This window comes from Sorangium sp. So ce448, from assembly GCF_051520915.1.
GTDB lineage: Bacteria > Myxococcota_A > Polyangia > Polyangiales > Polyangiaceae > Sorangium > Sorangium cellulosum_B.
Genome location: NZ_CP150343.1, coordinates 3,897,085 through 3,912,917, shown reverse-complemented (window position 1 = coordinate 3,912,917; position 15,833 = coordinate 3,897,085). Strand labels below are relative to the sequence as shown.

Below are 15,833 nucleotides of genomic sequence, written 5' to 3'. Positions count from 1 at the left end.
CTCATCGCTCCTCCAGCTTGGTCCCTGCCGTGAAGGCCTCTGCGATGTGGAGTTCGGCCGTGCGCGCCTTCCACGTCTCCGCCTGATACAGGTTGGCGCCGCGCAGGTCGGCCCCCTCGAGATCGGCGCTGTCGAAGGCGGCGCGCATCAGGTTCGCCTGGCGCAGGCGCGCGCCGCGGAGCCGCGCCTTGCGGAAGCGGGCGTCGACAAGGTCGGCGCCCTCGAAGGTGGCCCGGTCGAGCGTCGCCCGGGTGAAGCTCGCCTCCGGGAGCGCCGCGCCCGCGAAGACGGCCTCGGTGAGGTCGGCGCCCTCCCACACGGAGCCCGGGCCCCGCACACGACGGAACGACCCGTTCCGGAAGACCGCGTCGTCGGCGCGGAGGTCGGCGACCGAGGCCCCGTCCAGGGTGACGCGCGCCCCTGCAGCACCATAGATTTTCACATCATCGAGCGTCGCGTCGCGGAAGCTCGCCTCGTCGAGGGCGGCCTGCATCATCTCGGCGCCGGTGAGGTCCGCGCGATCGAAGCAGGCCCTCGTGAGCGTGGCCCCCGCGAAGCTGGCGCCGGGCGCCCGGGCCCCCTCGAAGACGGCGCCCTCGCAGCGCGCCTCGGCCGCGGCCGCGAGCTCCAGGACGGCGCCGGCGAAGCGCGCGGCCTTGAGGCTCGCGCCGGTGAGGTCGGCCCGGGTGAGGTCGGCTCCCTCGAAGCGCGCGCCCTCGGCGTCGGCCTCCGCGAGCACGGCCTCGACGAGCCGCGCGCCGTCCAGGCACGCGCCCCGGAGGTTCGCCCGCTTCAGGATGACGCCGCCCAGGTCGGCCCCGGCGAGGTCCGCGCCGGACAGGTCGATGCCGGTCAGGTCCATGCCGGCGAGCGGCTCGCCGAGGCGAAGGAGCTCGAGGACGGCGTCGCGGCCGGCGGTCGGCGGCGCCGCCACGGGATCGCGGGGAGCAGCGTCTTCTCGCGGGGGGACGTCGCCTTCCTCCGCCTGCGCCGGCGCTGCGGCAGCCTCCGACGCGGCCGCCCCCGCCGCCGCCGCGCCGCTCCCGGCCGCGGTGCGCCGCCGCGCGCGCGCCTGGGCGAGCGCCTCGGCGATGCGCGCCTCGAGGGCCGATGCGCCCTCCTCGGCCGCGGTGTCGTTCGCCGCCCCCTCCTCGCCTGCCGCCGGCGCCTCGGCCGCCTCGCGCGCCGCGAGCTCCGCGAAGAAGCGCGCCCGCGCGTCGTGCTTCGCCGTCGGCTCGCTCTTCGCCCCGCCCTGCGCCATCGGCTCGCTCAGGACGAACAGCGACGCAATCTCGGAAGCGTCCTCGTCGGCCACGTCGAGCAGGCCCCGCCAGACCAGCACGAGCCGGAGCGCGTCGGCGTCGAACCACACGGTGTCGAGCCGCATCGGGACCTCGGAGAACCCGCCGCCGGCCTTCTCCGTCGCCTGCTTGAACACGCGGACCCGCAGCTCGGGCAGCCGCCCCCGGACGACCTCGCCCTCCGGGCGCACGGACCAGAGCTCGAACGGCTCGTCCCCCCGGGGATAGGCGATCTGCTGCTCCGCGGGCGCGGCGTTGAAGAAGGTCCAGTCGAAGTCGTCGGGGAAGAACGGCCAGCGCGTCTTCCTCCAGCGCTCGCCGTACGACCCGATCTTCTCGAGGCGATCGCTCCACGTCGCCGCGATCGGCGCGAAGCACGCCGGAGAGGGCCTGTCGCCCGCCGAGCGGATCACCCGATCCGGCAGCTCGAGCGACGGGAGCGCGCCGCCTGCCCGCGCGCCGTACCCGGTCCCGACGGGGTTCGGGCCGAACCCGGCGCCGCCGAAGGCGCTCTCGAAGCGGAGGGGGATGCGGTCCCACGGCCCGGGCGCGGTGGGCGCGCCGAGCGCGTCCCAGCGGCGCGGTCCGACGGCCGCGACGGAGCGGTCGAGCGCGTCGCCCAGGCGCAGCCGGACGAGGGCCGTGGCGTCGCCGTCGCCGTCGCGGTGCGCATGCCCGACCAGCAGGACGTCGGCTTTCGGCTTGAAGATCGCGAAATCGGACGGGTAGCGGAGGCTCTTCTCGGGATCGTCGTCGACGTGGACGTCGCCGCCGGGGAGCTCCTGATCGGCCGCGATGACCGCCGGCGCCCCGGGCACGAGGTCAAAGGTGCCCTTGACCACGACGGTGAGCGAGTCCCTCGGCGGCCGGGCCTGCCAGGGGATGGTGAAGGCGGCGAACGGGGTGAGGTTCAGGATCGGGACGTTCTCGGTGGTCCTCGCGGGCGGCGGCAGGTCGGGCGAGCCGGCGAGATCTTCGCTGGTCGGCTTCGACGGCTCCGGCTCGGGCAGCGGCAGCGTGGCCGTGGGCAGCGGGGCGCCGGCGTGCGCCGCGATGTGCGCGGCCATGGCGGGAAAGGCCTGCCGGAGGGCCTCCAGCGAGACCTCGGCGGGTGCCCGCGCGGGCTCGGCCTGCACCGCGGGCCGGGGCGGCGCGATCGGGAACGGCGCGTCCTCCTGGCGCGCGCCGCGCAGCACGTCCTGGAGATTGAACTCGCGCGTGTCCACGAGCACCGGCGGCTGCACGGACACCGGCGGCTGCCCCGACACCGGCGGCTGCACGGACACCGGCAGCTGCGCGGACACCGGCGGCGCCGGCCCGCCCGCGCCTCCGGCCGCCTCCCCGGCCCCGGGACGCGCCTCCGAGGCCTCCCCGGCGACGGCGCCGGGCGGCGCCGGGTCGAACGCGCGGAGGGCCTCGGCGAAGGCAGCGGGGTCGAGGGGGCGCGTCTGCGTCAGGTCGAGCGACGGGCGCGCCGCCTCCGCGCCCGCGCCGCGCGCGGCCCACTCCTCGGCGCTCATGCCGCGGACAACCGACGGATCCGGCTCGGGAATCGGGAGCGACAGCCGCGCGCCCGCGGGCGGCCTCACGCCCTCGGGCAGCGGCGCTGTCGTCGCGCCGACCGCCGGCGCGCCCGCGGCGGCGGGCTCCGGCGCAGGCCACACCGCGCGCTCGTCGAGGGGCGCCAGCGTCACCAGGATCCTGCCGCGCTCGACGGCCTCCAGGGCGCGCTCGGCGACGGCCAGGGACGCGCGCCACGTCAGGGTGCACCGGAGCGCGTCGGCGTCGATCCAGAGCGTGTCGCAGCGCACGGTGAGCTCGACGCCGGCGGGGTCGGCGAGCCGCGGCGCGCGGAGGAGCACGCGCGCCGTCACGCCGGGCAGGCGAGAGCGCACCTGGGCGGCCGTGGGGTGGAGGCCTTCCAGCAGGATCCACTCGTCCCCGCGCAGGTAGCGTATCTGCTGGTCGCGCGGGGCCGCGTTGAAGTAGCCCCAGTCCATGGCGATAGGGAGCTCCGGGACAGGCAGCAGGAGCTTCGCGGGATCCCACGCGCCGAGCGCGCGCCGCCGCTGCGGCCACGCGCTCGAGATGGGCCCGAAGCCGTCGGGGGCGTCGGGCGCAGCGGGGTTGACGATGCTCGGCAGCCGGAGGTCGGCGGGGTCGGCCCCCCTTCCGACAGGGTTCTCGGGGCAGCGCGCGCCGCCGAAGGCGAGCTCGTAGCGCACGGGCAGCCTGGAGAACGGGGCCGGCGCCGTCGCCTGGCCGGTCGCGGGATCGCGCTGCCGCTCGCCCACGACCTGGAGCCGCTTGTCGATAGCGGGCACCTGCCCGTGCGCATCGAAGACGGCGAGGCGCACCCACCGGTGGCTCACGCGCTGGCCGGGCGCGGCGTACGCGCTGCCGGTGAGCAGGACGTCGGCGCGGGGCTTGTGGGGCACGGCATCCGAGGCGACATAGAGGCTCCGGCCCGCGTTCTGCTCGTGGAAGACGTCGTCGAAGAGCGGCAGCGGCGCGGCCAACGCGGCGACGCCGTCGGGCGAGAGCTGGAACGTCGCCTTCACGGCGACGGTCACACAGGGTCCGTTCGCCGTTCGCCAGAGCAACGCCGACGCGGCCAGGGGGGACAGGGAAATGGGCTGCATGAACGGCCCGGCACACTAGCCGAGAGCGCCGGCGGATGCGCCCCCCTCAGCGAGGCGGGGCTGCTCCGCGCTTCGACCCGCGTGGGGTGAGGAGCCGTGATCCTCGGAAGCGATGTTGAGAGACGAACCAGGGCGACCCGGCGCGAGATCCCTGGAGCTCCTCGCGCCCTGGCCGTCCTGGTCTCCCGTGTCTCTGCCGTCGCGTCACGCCACGGCGAAGCCGGCGCTGAGCAGGTCCTGCGGCCGGGACGACGAGCCGATGTGGACACGGAAATCCCCTGGCTCCACCACGCGGCGCCCCTCCGCGTCGACCAGGGACAGCTCCGCCACGGGCAGGTCGAAGCGCACCTTGCGCGCCTCCCCCGCGGCCAGGCTCACGCGGCGGAAGGCCTTCAGCTCCTTCTGCGCCCACGTGGACGACGTCACCAGATCTTCGATGTACAGCTGGGCTATCTCGACGCCCTCACGCCCGCCAGCGTTGGTGATCGTCACCTCGAACGACGCCGTGCCGCCTCGCTCCACGCTCGGCGTCAGGACCTGCAGATCGCCGTAGGTGAAGCGCGTGTAGCTCAGGCCGAAGCCGAAGGCGAACGCCGGCTCCTGCGTGAGATCGGCGTAGCGATTCCCGTGCTGACCGCGGGCCTGGTTGTAGAATATCGGCTGCTGGCCCACGTGGTAGGGGAACGAGATCGTCAGCTTGCCAGAGGGGTTGATCTTGCCGAACACCGCCTCGGCCACGGCCCGCCCGCCCATCATCCCCGGGTTGAACGCCTCGAGGATCGCCGCCGCGCCGAGCGCCGAGCGCGGCAGGACCAGCGGCTTGCTGTTGACGAGGACAACGACGGTGGGAACGCCGGTCCTTGCGATCGCGTCCGAGAGGGCCCGCTGTCCGCCCATGAGCTCGAGGGTCGCCGTGCTCTTCGTCTCGCCGATGAGCTCGATCCTGTCCCCCAGGACAAGCACCACCGCGTCTGCGCCCCGCGCCAGCTCGACCGCCGCGGGAATGCCGGACTCGTCCTCGCTGAGACCCGAGCAGCCCTCGGCATAGACCACCTCGCACCCCGGGGGCGCGAGCTCCCGTATCCCATCCACGATCGTGACGATGCTCGAGCGGGGGTGCTGCGACCCGTTGCCGCCGCTCATCTGGCCCGAGCCGAGCGACCAGTCGCCCAGCTGGGCGATCGTGTCGTCCGCGTTGGGGCCGATCACCGCGATCCGCCGCAAGGGCCTCGACGCCGCCTCCGCGAGCGGCAGGACGCCGTCGTTCTTGAGCAGCACGAGAGACGCCCGCGCGACCTCCAGGTTCAGGTCCCGGTGGGCCGCACACCCGATGATCTCCTGGATGCGCTGCTCGCTGCTGTACCCGGGGTCCTCGAAGAGCCCCAGGGAGAACTTGAGCGACAGGACGCGCCGCACGACCGCGTCGATCTCGGCCTCGGCGAGGAGCCCGCGGCGCACCGCCTCCAGAGCGCCCTCGTAGAACTGCGGTGTCGCCATCATCAGGTCGTTTCCGCTCCGGACCGCCACCGTGGCCGCCTCGGCCATGTCCTTGCAGACCTTCTGATCGAGCACGAGATTGCCCACGTTGTTCCAGTCGGTCACGAGGATCCCCTCGAACCCCCACTCCTCCTTGAGGACCTCCGTCAGGAGCCAGCGGTTGGCGGTGGCCGGGATCCCGTCCATGGACTGATATCCGGTCATGAAGGCCATGCAGCCGCTCCTCGCGGCCCGCTCGAAGGGCGGCAGGAAATACGAGCGCAGGTAGCGCCGCGAGATGTTCGCCTCCGAGGCGTCGCGGCCGCCCAGCGTCTCCGAGTATCCCGCGTAGTGCTTGGCGGTCGCCAGCACCGCGTCCGGATCGTCCAGGCCCTTGCCCTGATAGCCCTTGATCATCGCGCAGGCGAGCTCGCCGATCAGATAGGGATCCTCGCCGAAGGTCTCCCCCACCCTGCCCCAGCGGAGATCGCGTGTGAGGCACAGGACGGGAGAGAACGTCCACTTGAGTCCCGTGGCCCGCATCTCGGCGGCGGTCACCCGCGCGACCTGCTCCAAGAGCCCCGTATCCCAGCTGCAGGCCATGGCGAGCTGCGTGGGGAAGATCGTGGCGCCCGCCCAGAAGGAATGGCCATGGATCCCGTCGTCGGCCATCAGCACCGGAATGCCAAGGCGGGTGTCCAGCGCGCGCCGGATCGCCGTGTCAGCGTCCTTCCCGTTGCAGTGCAGGAGGCTGCCGACCTTCATCCGCCCGATCGCGTCCTCCAGATCTCCCTGGGCGTCGAGCTGCATGAGCTGCCCCACCTTCTCGTCCAGGGTCATCCGACTCAGGAGGTCTTCCACCCGCTTTCCCACGGGCTGCTTGGCATCTTTGTAGAGAGGAGCGTCGTTCATGGGTTCTCCTGCACGATGGGGAGCGCACGGCGACAAGTCCACCGTCGCGCTCGTCGCGAGCGTGGCGGTGGGGGAATCCCCCCCACCACCGAGCGCAGCGCGCGGGCTCCCTCGAGGGCCGTGTGCCGGCCGGGTCGCGCGCCGCCAGAGACCGCGGCCCCCGTCGACTCAGACGCGGAGCACGGCGCTGCCCCACGTGAGGCCGCCGCCGAGCGCACACAGCAGCACGTGATTTCCGGGCAGGATCCGGCCATCGCGGAGCGCCTCGTCGAGCGCCATGGCCACCGAGCCCGCGCAGGTCCCGGCCGCGCCGGCGCCGTCGACAGCGCCGAGGACGCGCTCGGGCGAGCACCCGAGGCGCTCGGCGAGGAGGGCGACGAGGTGCGGGTCGGCGTGGTGCGGGATCACCCAGTCGACGTCCGCGGGCGCAAGCCCGGCGGCCGCGACCGCCGAGAGGGCGTGGGCCCCGAGGTGCTCCTCCGCGGCCTGCCGCAGCTCGGGCTGCTTCACGCGCAGGTACTGCCGCCGGTCGGCCAGCCGCTCCACGGTGAGCGGCTCCGCGGATCCTCCGCCGGGCACCTGGAGAACATCGGCCCTCTTCCCGTCGGCGCGCAAGCCGACGCTCAGGATCCCCCGACCATCGCCGGTCGCCGGCCCGATCACCACCGCGCCGGCGCCGTCGCCGAACAGCTGGGCCGAGGCCCTGTCCCGCGGATCCAGGCGGCGGGAGAGCAGGTCCGCACCGATGACGAGCACGTGCTTCATGGTCCCCGCCGTCACGAACTGGTTCGCCACCGACAGCCCGTAGAGGAAGCCCGTCAGCGACGCGGAGAGGTCGAACGACGGGATGTGCTCTGCGCCGAGCTTCTGCTGCACGTACACCGCGGTCGCCGGCATCGGCGCGTCGCCGCTCGAGGTGGCGAGGATGATCATCTCGAGATCCCGCGGCCCGACGCCGGCCGCCTCGAGGGCCGCCTTCGCCGCCCGCGCCGCCAGGTCGCTCGTCCGCTCGCCGGGCGCGACGCGGCGCCGCTCGTCGCTCGCGCCCGGGTCGCCCGCCGCGCCGTCCGCCGGCGGCGCGCCCGCCTGCGCCTCGCCCGTCGGGACGGCGAGCGGCAGGGAGCGGCCTGTGCCGAGGATGCGCGCGCGTGGATTTCTGGCATCGAACGTCATCGCGGCCGCAGCCTACATCAAGGGCTGCTCGTTGGAACGGGCGATCGTGCCCTGCCGCTCGGTCCACGGAATGCTTGAGTCGCGGGCGCGCTCCGGTACATAAAGCGCCTCGATGGCTACGAGCTCCGAAGACAGAGACCGCCCCGACACGGATGAAGCGCCTCCCGGCGAGGCCGACGCGCAGGACACCCCCAGCGAGGAGGACGGCGAGGGCCGCGCCGACGCCGCGGCGCCCGCCAGAGCCTCGCGTCCTGCAAAGCAGGCTGGCGCAGCGCGGCGCCCGGCCGGCAAGAAGCCCGGCGCGCGGCCTCGCGCCGCCGCCCAACCGCAGGGCGGCTCGCTCGGCAAGAGCATGATCCTGTTCCTCATCATCATCGGCGGCCTCGCCGCGGCCTTCGCCTATTTCGGGCGTGAGCCTGCGGCCGGCACGGCCGGCCCCAAGTGGAAACCCGGGGACAAGTCCCAGGTCGAGGTCACCCTCGTGTCCACCGACATCAAGGATCTCGCCTGCTGGTCGGCCGAGGAAGTCAGCGGCCGGCACTGCGCGTTCGAGTCGCCCACCCAGGGTTGGTCCAAGGGGGATGCAGACGACAAAAAGCTGCTCCGTCCTTACACGACCACGGACCGCGTCCAGTTCCTCGCCGCCGGCCTCTGGAGCGAGCCTGCGCTCACCTCAGGCAAGCTGCCGTCCGCGCGGTTCGCGTTGAAGTGCACCTACACCGTCGAAGGCAGGATGAAGCGGCCCGGCATCCGCTGGTCCAGCGAGGGCGCATGGCTCGACAGGACCGATGACTGGTACACGGGGCTCCTGTCGGACTGCAAGCTCATCACCCCCTGATGTCGCAGGCGCCGCTGCATTCATCGTCGTGACGCGCGTGAAGCGGCGCACGACGCGGTGCATACAGCCGGCGCTGCGCCGTGTGCCATGCCCCCCTCGTGTGGCCGCGCCCCTCCGTGGTAGTGTGATTTTCGGCTTGGAGGTGCTCATGCCCTGTCATCGGGTGATCGCGTTGCTGTCGTGGGCCGCATTGTTCGCCGTCGCTGGATGTGAAGCTGACCCGGGCACCGTGGACCTTTGGCCGACCTATGTCACCGCATCGAGCTCCTCCAGCGGGGGCGCGGGCGGGGAAGGCGGAGCGACCTCCACCGTCGCGACGACGAGCTCGGGGGGCGAAGGCGGCATGGGCGGCGAGGGCGGCACGATGTGCACGTGCGAGCCCGGGCTCTCGTGCTGTGGATCGGAGTGCGTCAACCTGGCCGGTGATCCGCGCAATTGCGGGTCGTGCGGCACGACCTGCACCGAGACTCAGGTCTGCATCCAGGGCGAGTGCGCGGATGCGTGCGCCCCCGGCTTCGGCTGCGAAGAAGGCCTCTGCTGCGGCGTGCGATGCTGCGACGCTGGCGAGATCTGCTGCGACTACGGCGACAGCGCCGGCGCGCCCGACCTTCACTGTCAGGCGACGGTGAACGGCACCTGCCCCCTCGCCTGCAGCGGCTGCGAGAACTGACGGACGTCGATAGCGACGCGCGGCGCGCCAGGCGGCGCCGCGCGTCGGCGCATTGCTCGCGCCGCGCCTCGTGCGCGCGGCAGGCCGCGCATTGCGCGCGCTGCGCCTCGTGTGCGCGGCAGGCAGCGCGCAGCGCGCCTCGCCCGCGCGCCGCGCACGCCGCGTCGGCTCACGCCTTCTCGAAGATCTTGCCCGGGTACTTTCGCTCGAAGTGCCCCACCACGCCCCGGCCGATCGCCTCGATGGTGAGCGCCGCGATGCCCATCTTGATGGCCGGCCCGATCAGGGGGACGAAGCCGACCGCCCGGGTGGCCAGGAATTTCAGGCCTTGCCCGAGGATCGCGAAGCTCCCGCCGGCGGCGGTCGTCACCACGGATCCCATGTTCTCGCCGTAGATCTCGCCGACCATCGCCATCATGTGCGTCTCGATCGCGACGAGCCCGGCGGAGGTCGAGATCGGGAGCGGAAGCGCGGCGAACGCCGCCCCGCCGATCGCGTAGCGGTGAACCCAGCGGAGAGCTTCATCCCTGCACGTCGTCATGTCCCGAGGTTGCCGCAAGTCGCGCCGTCCGTCCATCGAGCACCGCGCTGACGGCGCGGGCGCGTCGAAGGCCCGGCCACGCGCGGGCCTTCTGTGCGCTGCCTTCCCGCGCCGCGGGAACCGCGCGTGCATGGCCCTCGCTCGGCTCGACCTCCGCGATCGCGCCGGAGGGCGGCGCCCGAGGCAAAGCGACCCCGCGAGGGGATGTTGGACCGTCGGAACCCGTGGCGATCCGGGCTCCAGGGAGGTTGCCCATGACAGCTCGACGCGCGCTCTTCGGCCTGCCCCTGCTCTGCGCTTGCGCCGCCTTTGCGGCGTGCGGCGCGGAGCCACGCCCCGCCTCGCCCGGAGCGGAGCCGCCGACCGGCCCTGCGCCTACGGAGGCGCCCGACGCCGAGCGCGTCCCTCTGTTCGAGGACATCGGCGCTCTCCATCACCCCGTGACGACGTCATCGCAGCTCGCGCAACGCTATTTCGATCAGGGATTGCGGCTCGTCTACGCGTTCAACCACGACGAGGCGAGGAAGGCATTCCGGGAGGCCGCCCGCCTCGATCCCGGCCTCGCCATGGCCCGCTGGGGCATCGCGCTCACGCTCGGCCCCAACATCAACCAGCCGGCCGACGCGGCGCGGGAGCGGGCCGCCCTCGAGGCCGTGGAGGAGGCGCGCGCGCTCGCCGCGTCCGCCAGCGAGCGCGAGCGCGCGTACATCGACGCGCTGGCGGAGCGCCACGCTTCAACGTCGGCCCGCGACCGCGCTGACCTCGACCGCGCCTACGCGAGCGCCATGCGCGATCTCGCCCGTCGCTTCCCCGACGACCTCGACGCGGGTGTCCTCTTCGCCGAGGCGCTCATGGATCTGCGCCCGTGGGATCTCTGGACACAGGACGGCCGGCCGCAGCCCGGGACCGAGGAGATCATCTCCACGCTGGAGGGCGTCCTCCGGCGAGATCCCGAGCACCTCGGCGCGAATCACTACTACATCCACGCGGTCGAGGCGTCGCGCGCGCCGGAGCGGGCGCTGCCGAGCGCCGAGCGGATCGGCGGTCTGGCCCCTGGCGCTGGGCACCTCGTGCACATGGCGTCGCACATCTTCATGCGCGTCGGTCGCTACGCCGACGCCTCCGACGCGAACGAGCAGGCGGTGCTGGCCGATCGCCGGTACATCCGCGAGCGGCGGCCGGAGGGCATCTATCCGATGATGTACTTCCCTCACAACCTCCATTTCCTCTCGGTCTCGGCGAGCATGGAGGGGCGCAGCGCCGTCGCCGTGCGCGCCGCGCGAGAGCTGGCCGCGGCGGTGCCCGACCACAACGTCCGACACATGCCGATGCTCGAGATGTTCCGCCCTGCGCTGCTGTTCGCGCTCGTCCGGTTCGGACGGTGGCACGACGTCCTCGCAGCGCCGGCGCCGCCGCCCGAGCTGCGGTACACGACGGGGATCTGGCGCTATGCGCGCGGCCGCGCGCTCGCCGCGACCGGGCGCCATGACGATGCCGCGCGCGAGGCGGCGGTGCTCCGGGCGATGGCGTCCGAGAGCCGGGACGACGCGACGATCGGCAGGAACCGCGCGAAGGATCTGCTCGAGATCGCCTCGCTCGTGCTCGAGGGCCAGATCGCGTCCGAGCGCGGCGACACCGGCGCCGCTGCTCGCATGCTCGAGGACGCCGCGCGCATCGAGGACGAGCTGCGCTATTTCGAGCCGCCGGACTGGCCCGAGCCGGTCCGCCACACGCTCGGCGCGGTGCTCCTCACGGCGGGCCGCGCGCGCGAAGCGGAGGCGACTTACCGGGAGGACCTGCGCCAGAACCCGCAGAATGGCTGGTCGCTGTGCGGGCTCGAGCGCAGCCTCCGCGCACAGGGCAAGGAAGAGGAAGCGGACGCCGCACACGCGCGCTTCAAGCGCGCCTGGGCGCGAGCCGACGTGCGGCTGTCCGGGTCACGCCCGTGAATGTCCGGTCTCGAGCGGCTGGAGACGGCGAGAGAGGCGCGCATTGCCGGCGTGTGCATCGGAGCATCTGCTAGGTTGGTGGGGTGTTGCGCGCGAAGCTTGGACACTCGGCGCTCTGGTGTCTTTTCTCTCTCGCTTCCAGCCTGTGCGCGGTCTCGCTCTTCGGCTGCGAGAGCACCGACCTGCCGCCGTATACCCACCTCCCGGGGGAGGGCGGCGGCGGCTCGGGGTGTGCGCCGGGGCAGATCAGCGGCGCCAGCGGATGTGCGCAGGTGGGCATTCGGGGCTGCGCCGACGCCTTCGTCGACGAGGACGGCTTCTGTCGTCCCGCGCTCGCGAAGTGCTCGCCCGGGACGATCCCGAAGCACGACGAGGGCTGCATCGAAGTCGGGATCCCCGGCTGTGCGACCGAGTTCGTGGAGGACGGTGCCTGCCATCCCACCATGGCCAGGTGCCCGGAGGGGACATTCGCGGTCCCGCAGAAGGGCTGTGTTTCCATCGACGGGCCGGACGGCTGTGGCTCGGCGCCATGGGGCGAGATCGTCGAGACGCCCGGCGATCTCCACGTCGATCCTGGCTACGAGGGCGAAGACGGCGACGGGTCGCGGGAGAGGCCGTTCACGACGCTGGCGGAGGCGCTGGCGGGCGTCCAGGCGGACGGGCGCGTCGTCCTGGCCGAGGGCGAGTACGACGAGCCGATCGAGATCGCGAAGCCCATCGAGATCGTCGGGAGGTGCGCCTCGCGGGTGGTGCTCCGGGGCGAGCAGAGCGATCCCAGCGGCAACGTCAGCGCGGTCTGGATCCACGACGTCGACCGCGCCGGCGTGCGCGGCGTGAGCGTGCTCAGCGCCTCGATCGGGGTGCTGATCCAGGCAGCGGCGGTCTCGGTGCGCGACATCCGGGTGACGGGCGAGAGCGGCAATGGTCTCGTGGTCGCGCTCCCTGGCGCGAGCCTCGATCTGTCGCGCAGCCTCGTCCAGTCGTCGTGGGCGGACGATGGAGCGGGCGAGGTCTGGACCAGCGTGCTCGTCGTCTCCGGGGCCGAAGCGCGGCTCACCGAGAACGCGCTGGTCGGCGGCGCGGTCAACCTGCGGATCAGCTCCGAGGCGGCGGAGGTGGTCGCGGAGGGCAACCTGCTGGAGGCCGCGGCGCTGCGGTGGGCGACGAGCGACGCCGTCGGCGTGCACCTCGATAACGGCACGCTCCGGCTCGACGCGAACGCGCTCGTCCACCATCACCTGGGCGCGCTGGTGACGGGCGCCGGCGCGGAGCTCGTGGCGGCGCGCAACCTCATCGCCGCCCCGGCGGACGCGGCGCCCGAGGCCGGCGGCCTGGCCGTGGAGCAGGGCGCGCGCGCGTCGCTCGCGTCCAGCGTCCTGTCCGGCGCGTGCGATGCGTTGCTCGCCGTCGCGGACGCCGGCACGGAGGTCGAGGCCTCTGGCAACCTCTTCGACGTCGCGTCCGCCTCGGAGAGCGTTCACCTCGGCGTCGCCGTCGAGCAGCGCGGCGGAGCGCTCTCGCTGTCGTCGAGCCTCGTGCGCCAGGCCGGCGACGCTGGGCTGGTCGTCTCGGGCGGGACGCTCTCGACGAGCGGCGTGGTCATCGAGGGCACGCGCGCGAACCCGCTGCACCGGGACCGCGCCGCCGGCGTGCTCGTGCAGGGTGGCCGCGCCGCGCTTGCGTCGACGTACGTCCTGGAGCCCCACGTCGCGGGCGTGTCCGCGTCCCGGGGCGCGACCCTCGAGATCTCGGACAGCCTCATCGAGCGCTCGCTGCCGGAGGAGCGCGACGGCACGGGCGGCGTCGGCCTGCTGAGCGCCGGGGCGGCGCAGGTCCTCGTCCAGAGGTCGGCCGTGCTGGAGAGCCGCGTGGCGGGCCTGCTGCTGGCCTCGCCGAGCACGGTGGAGGACACGGTCATCCTCGGGGTCGAGGGCGGCACGTTCTCGGCCCTGGGCTCCGGTGGGCAGGCGGAATCGGTGCCCGACCTGGGCGACGGCCTCGTGGTCCTGGGCTCGACGGCGCAGGTGAGCTCGGTGCAGGTGCAGCGCTGCGCGCGCGCCGGTTTGCTGTTCAGCGACAGCCACGGCGCGCTCGCGAGCTCGGAGTCCACCGGCAACCGGTTTGGCCTCGTCGTGCAGGGCGCGCAGGCGCCGTCGGTGTCGGAGGACAACAGCTTCGAGGGCAACCAGGAGAGCGATCGGCTCGCCCAAGGCGCGCTCCCCGTCCCGAGCAGCGCCACGCCCGCCCCGTGACGCTCGCGGTTTGCGTCGCCGAGAGCTTGCGTCGATGTCGCGAGAACGACGTCGGTCAGGGCTCACGATCGCGTCGATGACGACGATCGCGCACCTCACGGACTTCCATCTCCTCGAGGCGGATCACGACCGGCGCCGCGGCGCCGAGCGGTGGCGGCTTCGTTACCTGAGCTTCGGCCGCCCCATCGACGCGGCGCAACGCCGCCGTCGCACGCTGGCCGCGCTCATCGAGGCGGGGCGGAGCGGGGCGGACCACCTGGTGCTCACCGGCGACCTCACGGAAGACGGGACCCCTGCCCAGTTCGAGGTGCTCGCCGCCGTCCTGGCGGAGAGCGGCTGGGACCCGGCCCGCGTCACGTTGGTGCCTGGCAACCACGACGCGTATACCGAAGGCGCGTGGGAGCGCGCGCTGGAGGGCTGCCTCCGCCCCTTCGCGGCGACGAGCAGGCAGGGGACGGCCGTCGCGCTGCCTGGGGCTGTCGTCGCCGCGGTCTCGACCGCCATGATGCAGCCGGTGACCCGCTCGGCGGGCGCGATCGCGGCCCGCGAGCTCTCGTGGATCGCCTCGCTCGCCGCCGAGGCGCGCCGCTCGGGCGACGCGCTCGTGCTCGCCCAGCACCACCCGCCTCTCCGCCATCCGATCGGCGCGATGCAGTGGCTGGACGGGCTCATTAACAGCGCTGAGCTCATGGCATTGCTCCACGAGCACGATCACCTTCACGTGATCCACGGCCATACGCACCGAGCGCACGACGCGCCGGTGCGCTCAGGCGCGCCGCCTCGCATCTTCTGCGCTCAGGCGCTCGTGGACGGACCTTCACCGCTACGCCTCTACCGTGTGCGTTGCGGACGCCTCCTGTCCGAGCGGGCGCGGGTTCGGAGCGGCGCGTCGGCGTTCGCGCTGGCGTAGAATCTCTCACACGCACTGCAGCGAGCGTTCCCCTCATCGCGCTCTTTTCGCCCAAGACGCGGCTCGTATAGAGTCCTCGTTCGATCATGAAATTCACGCGCTTACTCAGGGGTACCATCACCGTCGTTGCTCTCTCGACGTTCGCGGCCCAGCTGGGCTGCGGCGGCGCCGCGCCCACGTCCGTGGCGCCGGTGATGGTCGACGCCGAGCCTGTCGAGACGTCGGGCCCGAAGATGAGCTCGGGTTCCGAGATCGGCGGCATGAACGAGGAGAAGGTGCAAGCGGCGTTCGAGCGCGCGTCGTCGCGGCTCTCGCGCTGCTACCAGAAAGGCGTCCAGCGGATCCCCTATCTCGGGGGCGAGATCCGCTTCAAGGTCCGGGTGACCGAGGAGGGCACGGCGCGCTGGGCGTTCGTGAAGGACTCGAACCTGGGCGATCGCGAGACCGAGGCGTGCATGCTGAGCGTCCTGAAGGCGACGAGGTGGCCGAAGCCGGTCGGCGGAGAGGGCCTGGCGGAGAACAGCTTCACCTTCGAGCCGAGCAGCGACGAGCGCCTGCCCGTGCCCTGGACGCCCGACCAGCTCGGGACGCCGTACAAGAAGGCGAGGCCGGCGCTCGCGTCGTGCCGGAGCCAGGCGGGCGCCAGCCAGATCAAGGCCACGCTCTACATCGACACCGACGGCAAGCCGCTCAGCGTGGGCGTGTCCAGCAACGACGAACGGGGCGAGGAGGCGGCCGAGTGTGTCGCCGGTGCGCTGCGCGAGATCACCTTCCCCTCTCCTGGCAGCTATGCATCGAAGGTGAGCGTCGACATCAATTGACGTGACGTCGCGCACCCTGCGCAGCGACCGCCCGCACGCCGGGCTGGCCGCTGGCTGAGGTGCCCGGCAGGCGCGCTGCGTCCCGCCTGGTCCGAGGCGGCGAGGGCCGCAGGGCTCGTCCATTGGCCGCGAATTCTACCGCCCTTGCTGGCAGCGCGCGCCGCGGGACTGCGCTACGCTCTCGTCGTGGGCAAGGTCCTCCGGCAGATCCTGGTGCTCTTGTGGAAGGTGGCTCGCCTCGTCCTGTGGAAGTGGCTGAAGCCGCGCCTCATGAGGTTCGCGATGATCACGGCGGCGCTCGTCGGGGTCATCCTGCTCGTGGTGGCCGTGCTCGGCAGGCTTTAGCAG

At 73.0% G+C, this 15,833-nt stretch carries 11 protein-coding genes; 7 read left to right on the top strand and 4 right to left on the bottom strand.

Translation table 11 applies throughout. The features are described from left to right. Position 1: 1 nt before the first annotated feature. The 3 genes from WMF45_RS15080 to WMF45_RS15070 all read right to left on the bottom strand — a co-directional run bounded on the left by WMF45_RS15080 (position 2) and on the right by WMF45_RS15070 (position 7,504). Positions 2 to 3,943: a DUF2169 domain-containing protein gene (locus tag WMF45_RS15080; RefSeq protein WP_437717579.1), complete on the bottom strand. Its 3,942-nt coding sequence runs from the start codon at positions 3,941 to 3,943 to the stop codon at positions 2 to 4. A gap of 204 nt (positions 3,944 to 4,147) precedes the next feature. Beyond that, positions 4,148 to 6,331: a glycoside hydrolase family 3 N-terminal domain-containing protein gene (locus WMF45_RS15075; protein ID WP_437717578.1), complete on the bottom strand. Its 2,184-nt coding sequence runs from the start codon at positions 6,329 to 6,331 to the stop codon at positions 4,148 to 4,150. A gap of 168 nt (positions 6,332 to 6,499) precedes the next feature. Next, positions 6,500 to 7,504 carry a 3-oxoacyl-ACP synthase III family protein gene (locus WMF45_RS15070; protein WP_437717577.1) on the bottom strand — a complete coding sequence of 335 codons (1,005 nt, stop codon included), beginning with the start codon at positions 7,502 to 7,504 and terminating at the stop codon, positions 6,500 to 6,502. A 112-nt stretch (positions 7,505 to 7,616) separates the two neighbouring features. Here WMF45_RS15070 and WMF45_RS15065 point away from each other — a divergent pair, with 112 nt between their 5' ends. Beyond that, positions 7,617 to 8,342 carry a hypothetical protein gene (locus WMF45_RS15065; RefSeq protein ID WP_437717576.1) on the top strand — a complete coding sequence of 242 codons (726 nt, stop codon included), beginning with the start codon at positions 7,617 to 7,619 and terminating at the stop codon, positions 8,340 to 8,342. 229 nt (positions 8,343 to 8,571) lie between these two features. Further along, positions 8,572 to 9,012, top strand: coding sequence for a hypothetical protein (locus tag WMF45_RS15060; protein WP_437717575.1), 441 nt, complete (start codon positions 8,572 to 8,574; stop codon positions 9,010 to 9,012). A 169-nt stretch (positions 9,013 to 9,181) separates the two neighbouring features. Here the strand turns inward: WMF45_RS15060 and WMF45_RS15055 are convergent, their stop codons facing one another. Further along, positions 9,182 to 9,553, bottom strand: a complete 372-nt coding sequence (locus tag WMF45_RS15055) for a hypothetical protein (RefSeq protein ID WP_437552426.1) — start codon at positions 9,551 to 9,553, stop codon at positions 9,182 to 9,184. Positions 9,554 to 9,807: 254 nt separating this feature from the next. On the opposite strand from WMF45_RS15055, the gene WMF45_RS15050 reads away from it, so the two are divergent. The 5 genes from WMF45_RS15050 to WMF45_RS15030 all read left to right on the top strand — a co-directional run bounded on the left by WMF45_RS15050 (position 9,808) and on the right by WMF45_RS15030 (position 15,830). After that, entirely contained in the window at positions 9,808 to 11,502 is a 1,695-nt protein-coding gene (locus WMF45_RS15050) for a hypothetical protein (protein ID WP_437717574.1), read from the top strand. 86 nt (positions 11,503 to 11,588) lie between these two features. Further along, the gene (locus tag WMF45_RS15045; protein WP_437717573.1) at positions 11,589 to 13,754 is read left to right on the top strand and encodes a DUF1565 domain-containing protein; all 2,166 of its coding nucleotides are present in this window, start codon (positions 11,589 to 11,591) and stop codon (positions 13,752 to 13,754) included. 76 nt (positions 13,755 to 13,830) lie between these two features. Further along, on the top strand, positions 13,831 to 14,664 hold the full coding sequence (locus WMF45_RS15040) for a metallophosphoesterase family protein (RefSeq protein ID WP_437717572.1): 834 nt from the start codon (positions 13,831 to 13,833) through the stop codon (positions 14,662 to 14,664). Positions 14,665 to 14,750: 86 nt separating this feature from the next. Continuing rightward, complete coding sequence (locus tag WMF45_RS15035; RefSeq protein WP_437717571.1) at positions 14,751 to 15,485, top strand: AgmX/PglI C-terminal domain-containing protein; 735 nt, start codon at positions 14,751 to 14,753, stop codon at positions 15,483 to 15,485. A gap of 186 nt (positions 15,486 to 15,671) precedes the next feature. After that, positions 15,672 to 15,830 carry a hypothetical protein gene (locus WMF45_RS15030; protein WP_157906653.1) on the top strand — a complete coding sequence of 53 codons (159 nt, stop codon included), beginning with the start codon at positions 15,672 to 15,674 and terminating at the stop codon, positions 15,828 to 15,830. Positions 15,831 to 15,833: the final 3 nt, after the last annotated feature.

What these genes read in the sequence shown, in the direction of transcription:
- WMF45_RS15075 (WP_437717578.1), bottom strand. Translation starts at nt 6,331, where the DNA reads ATGAACGACGCTCCTCTCTACAAAGATGCCAAGCAGCCCGTGGGAAAG.
- WMF45_RS15055 (WP_437552426.1), bottom strand. Translation starts at nt 9,553, where the DNA reads ATGACGACGTGCAGGGATGAAGCTCTCCGCTGGGTTCACCGCTACGCG.
- WMF45_RS15070 (WP_437717577.1), bottom strand. Translation starts at nt 7,504, where the DNA reads ATGACGTTCGATGCCAGAAATCCACGCGCGCGCATCCTCGGCACAGGC.
- WMF45_RS15065 (WP_437717576.1), top strand. Translation starts at nt 7,617, where the DNA reads ATGGCTACGAGCTCCGAAGACAGAGACCGCCCCGACACGGATGAAGCG.
- WMF45_RS15050 (WP_437717574.1), top strand. Translation starts at nt 9,808, where the DNA reads ATGACAGCTCGACGCGCGCTCTTCGGCCTGCCCCTGCTCTGCGCTTGC.
- WMF45_RS15080 (WP_437717579.1), bottom strand. Translation starts at nt 3,943, where the DNA reads ATGCAGCCCATTTCCCTGTCCCCCCTGGCCGCGTCGGCGTTGCTCTGG.
- WMF45_RS15040 (WP_437717572.1), top strand. Translation starts at nt 13,831, where the DNA reads ATGACGACGATCGCGCACCTCACGGACTTCCATCTCCTCGAGGCGGAT.
- WMF45_RS15035 (WP_437717571.1), top strand. Translation starts at nt 14,751, where the DNA reads ATGAAATTCACGCGCTTACTCAGGGGTACCATCACCGTCGTTGCTCTC.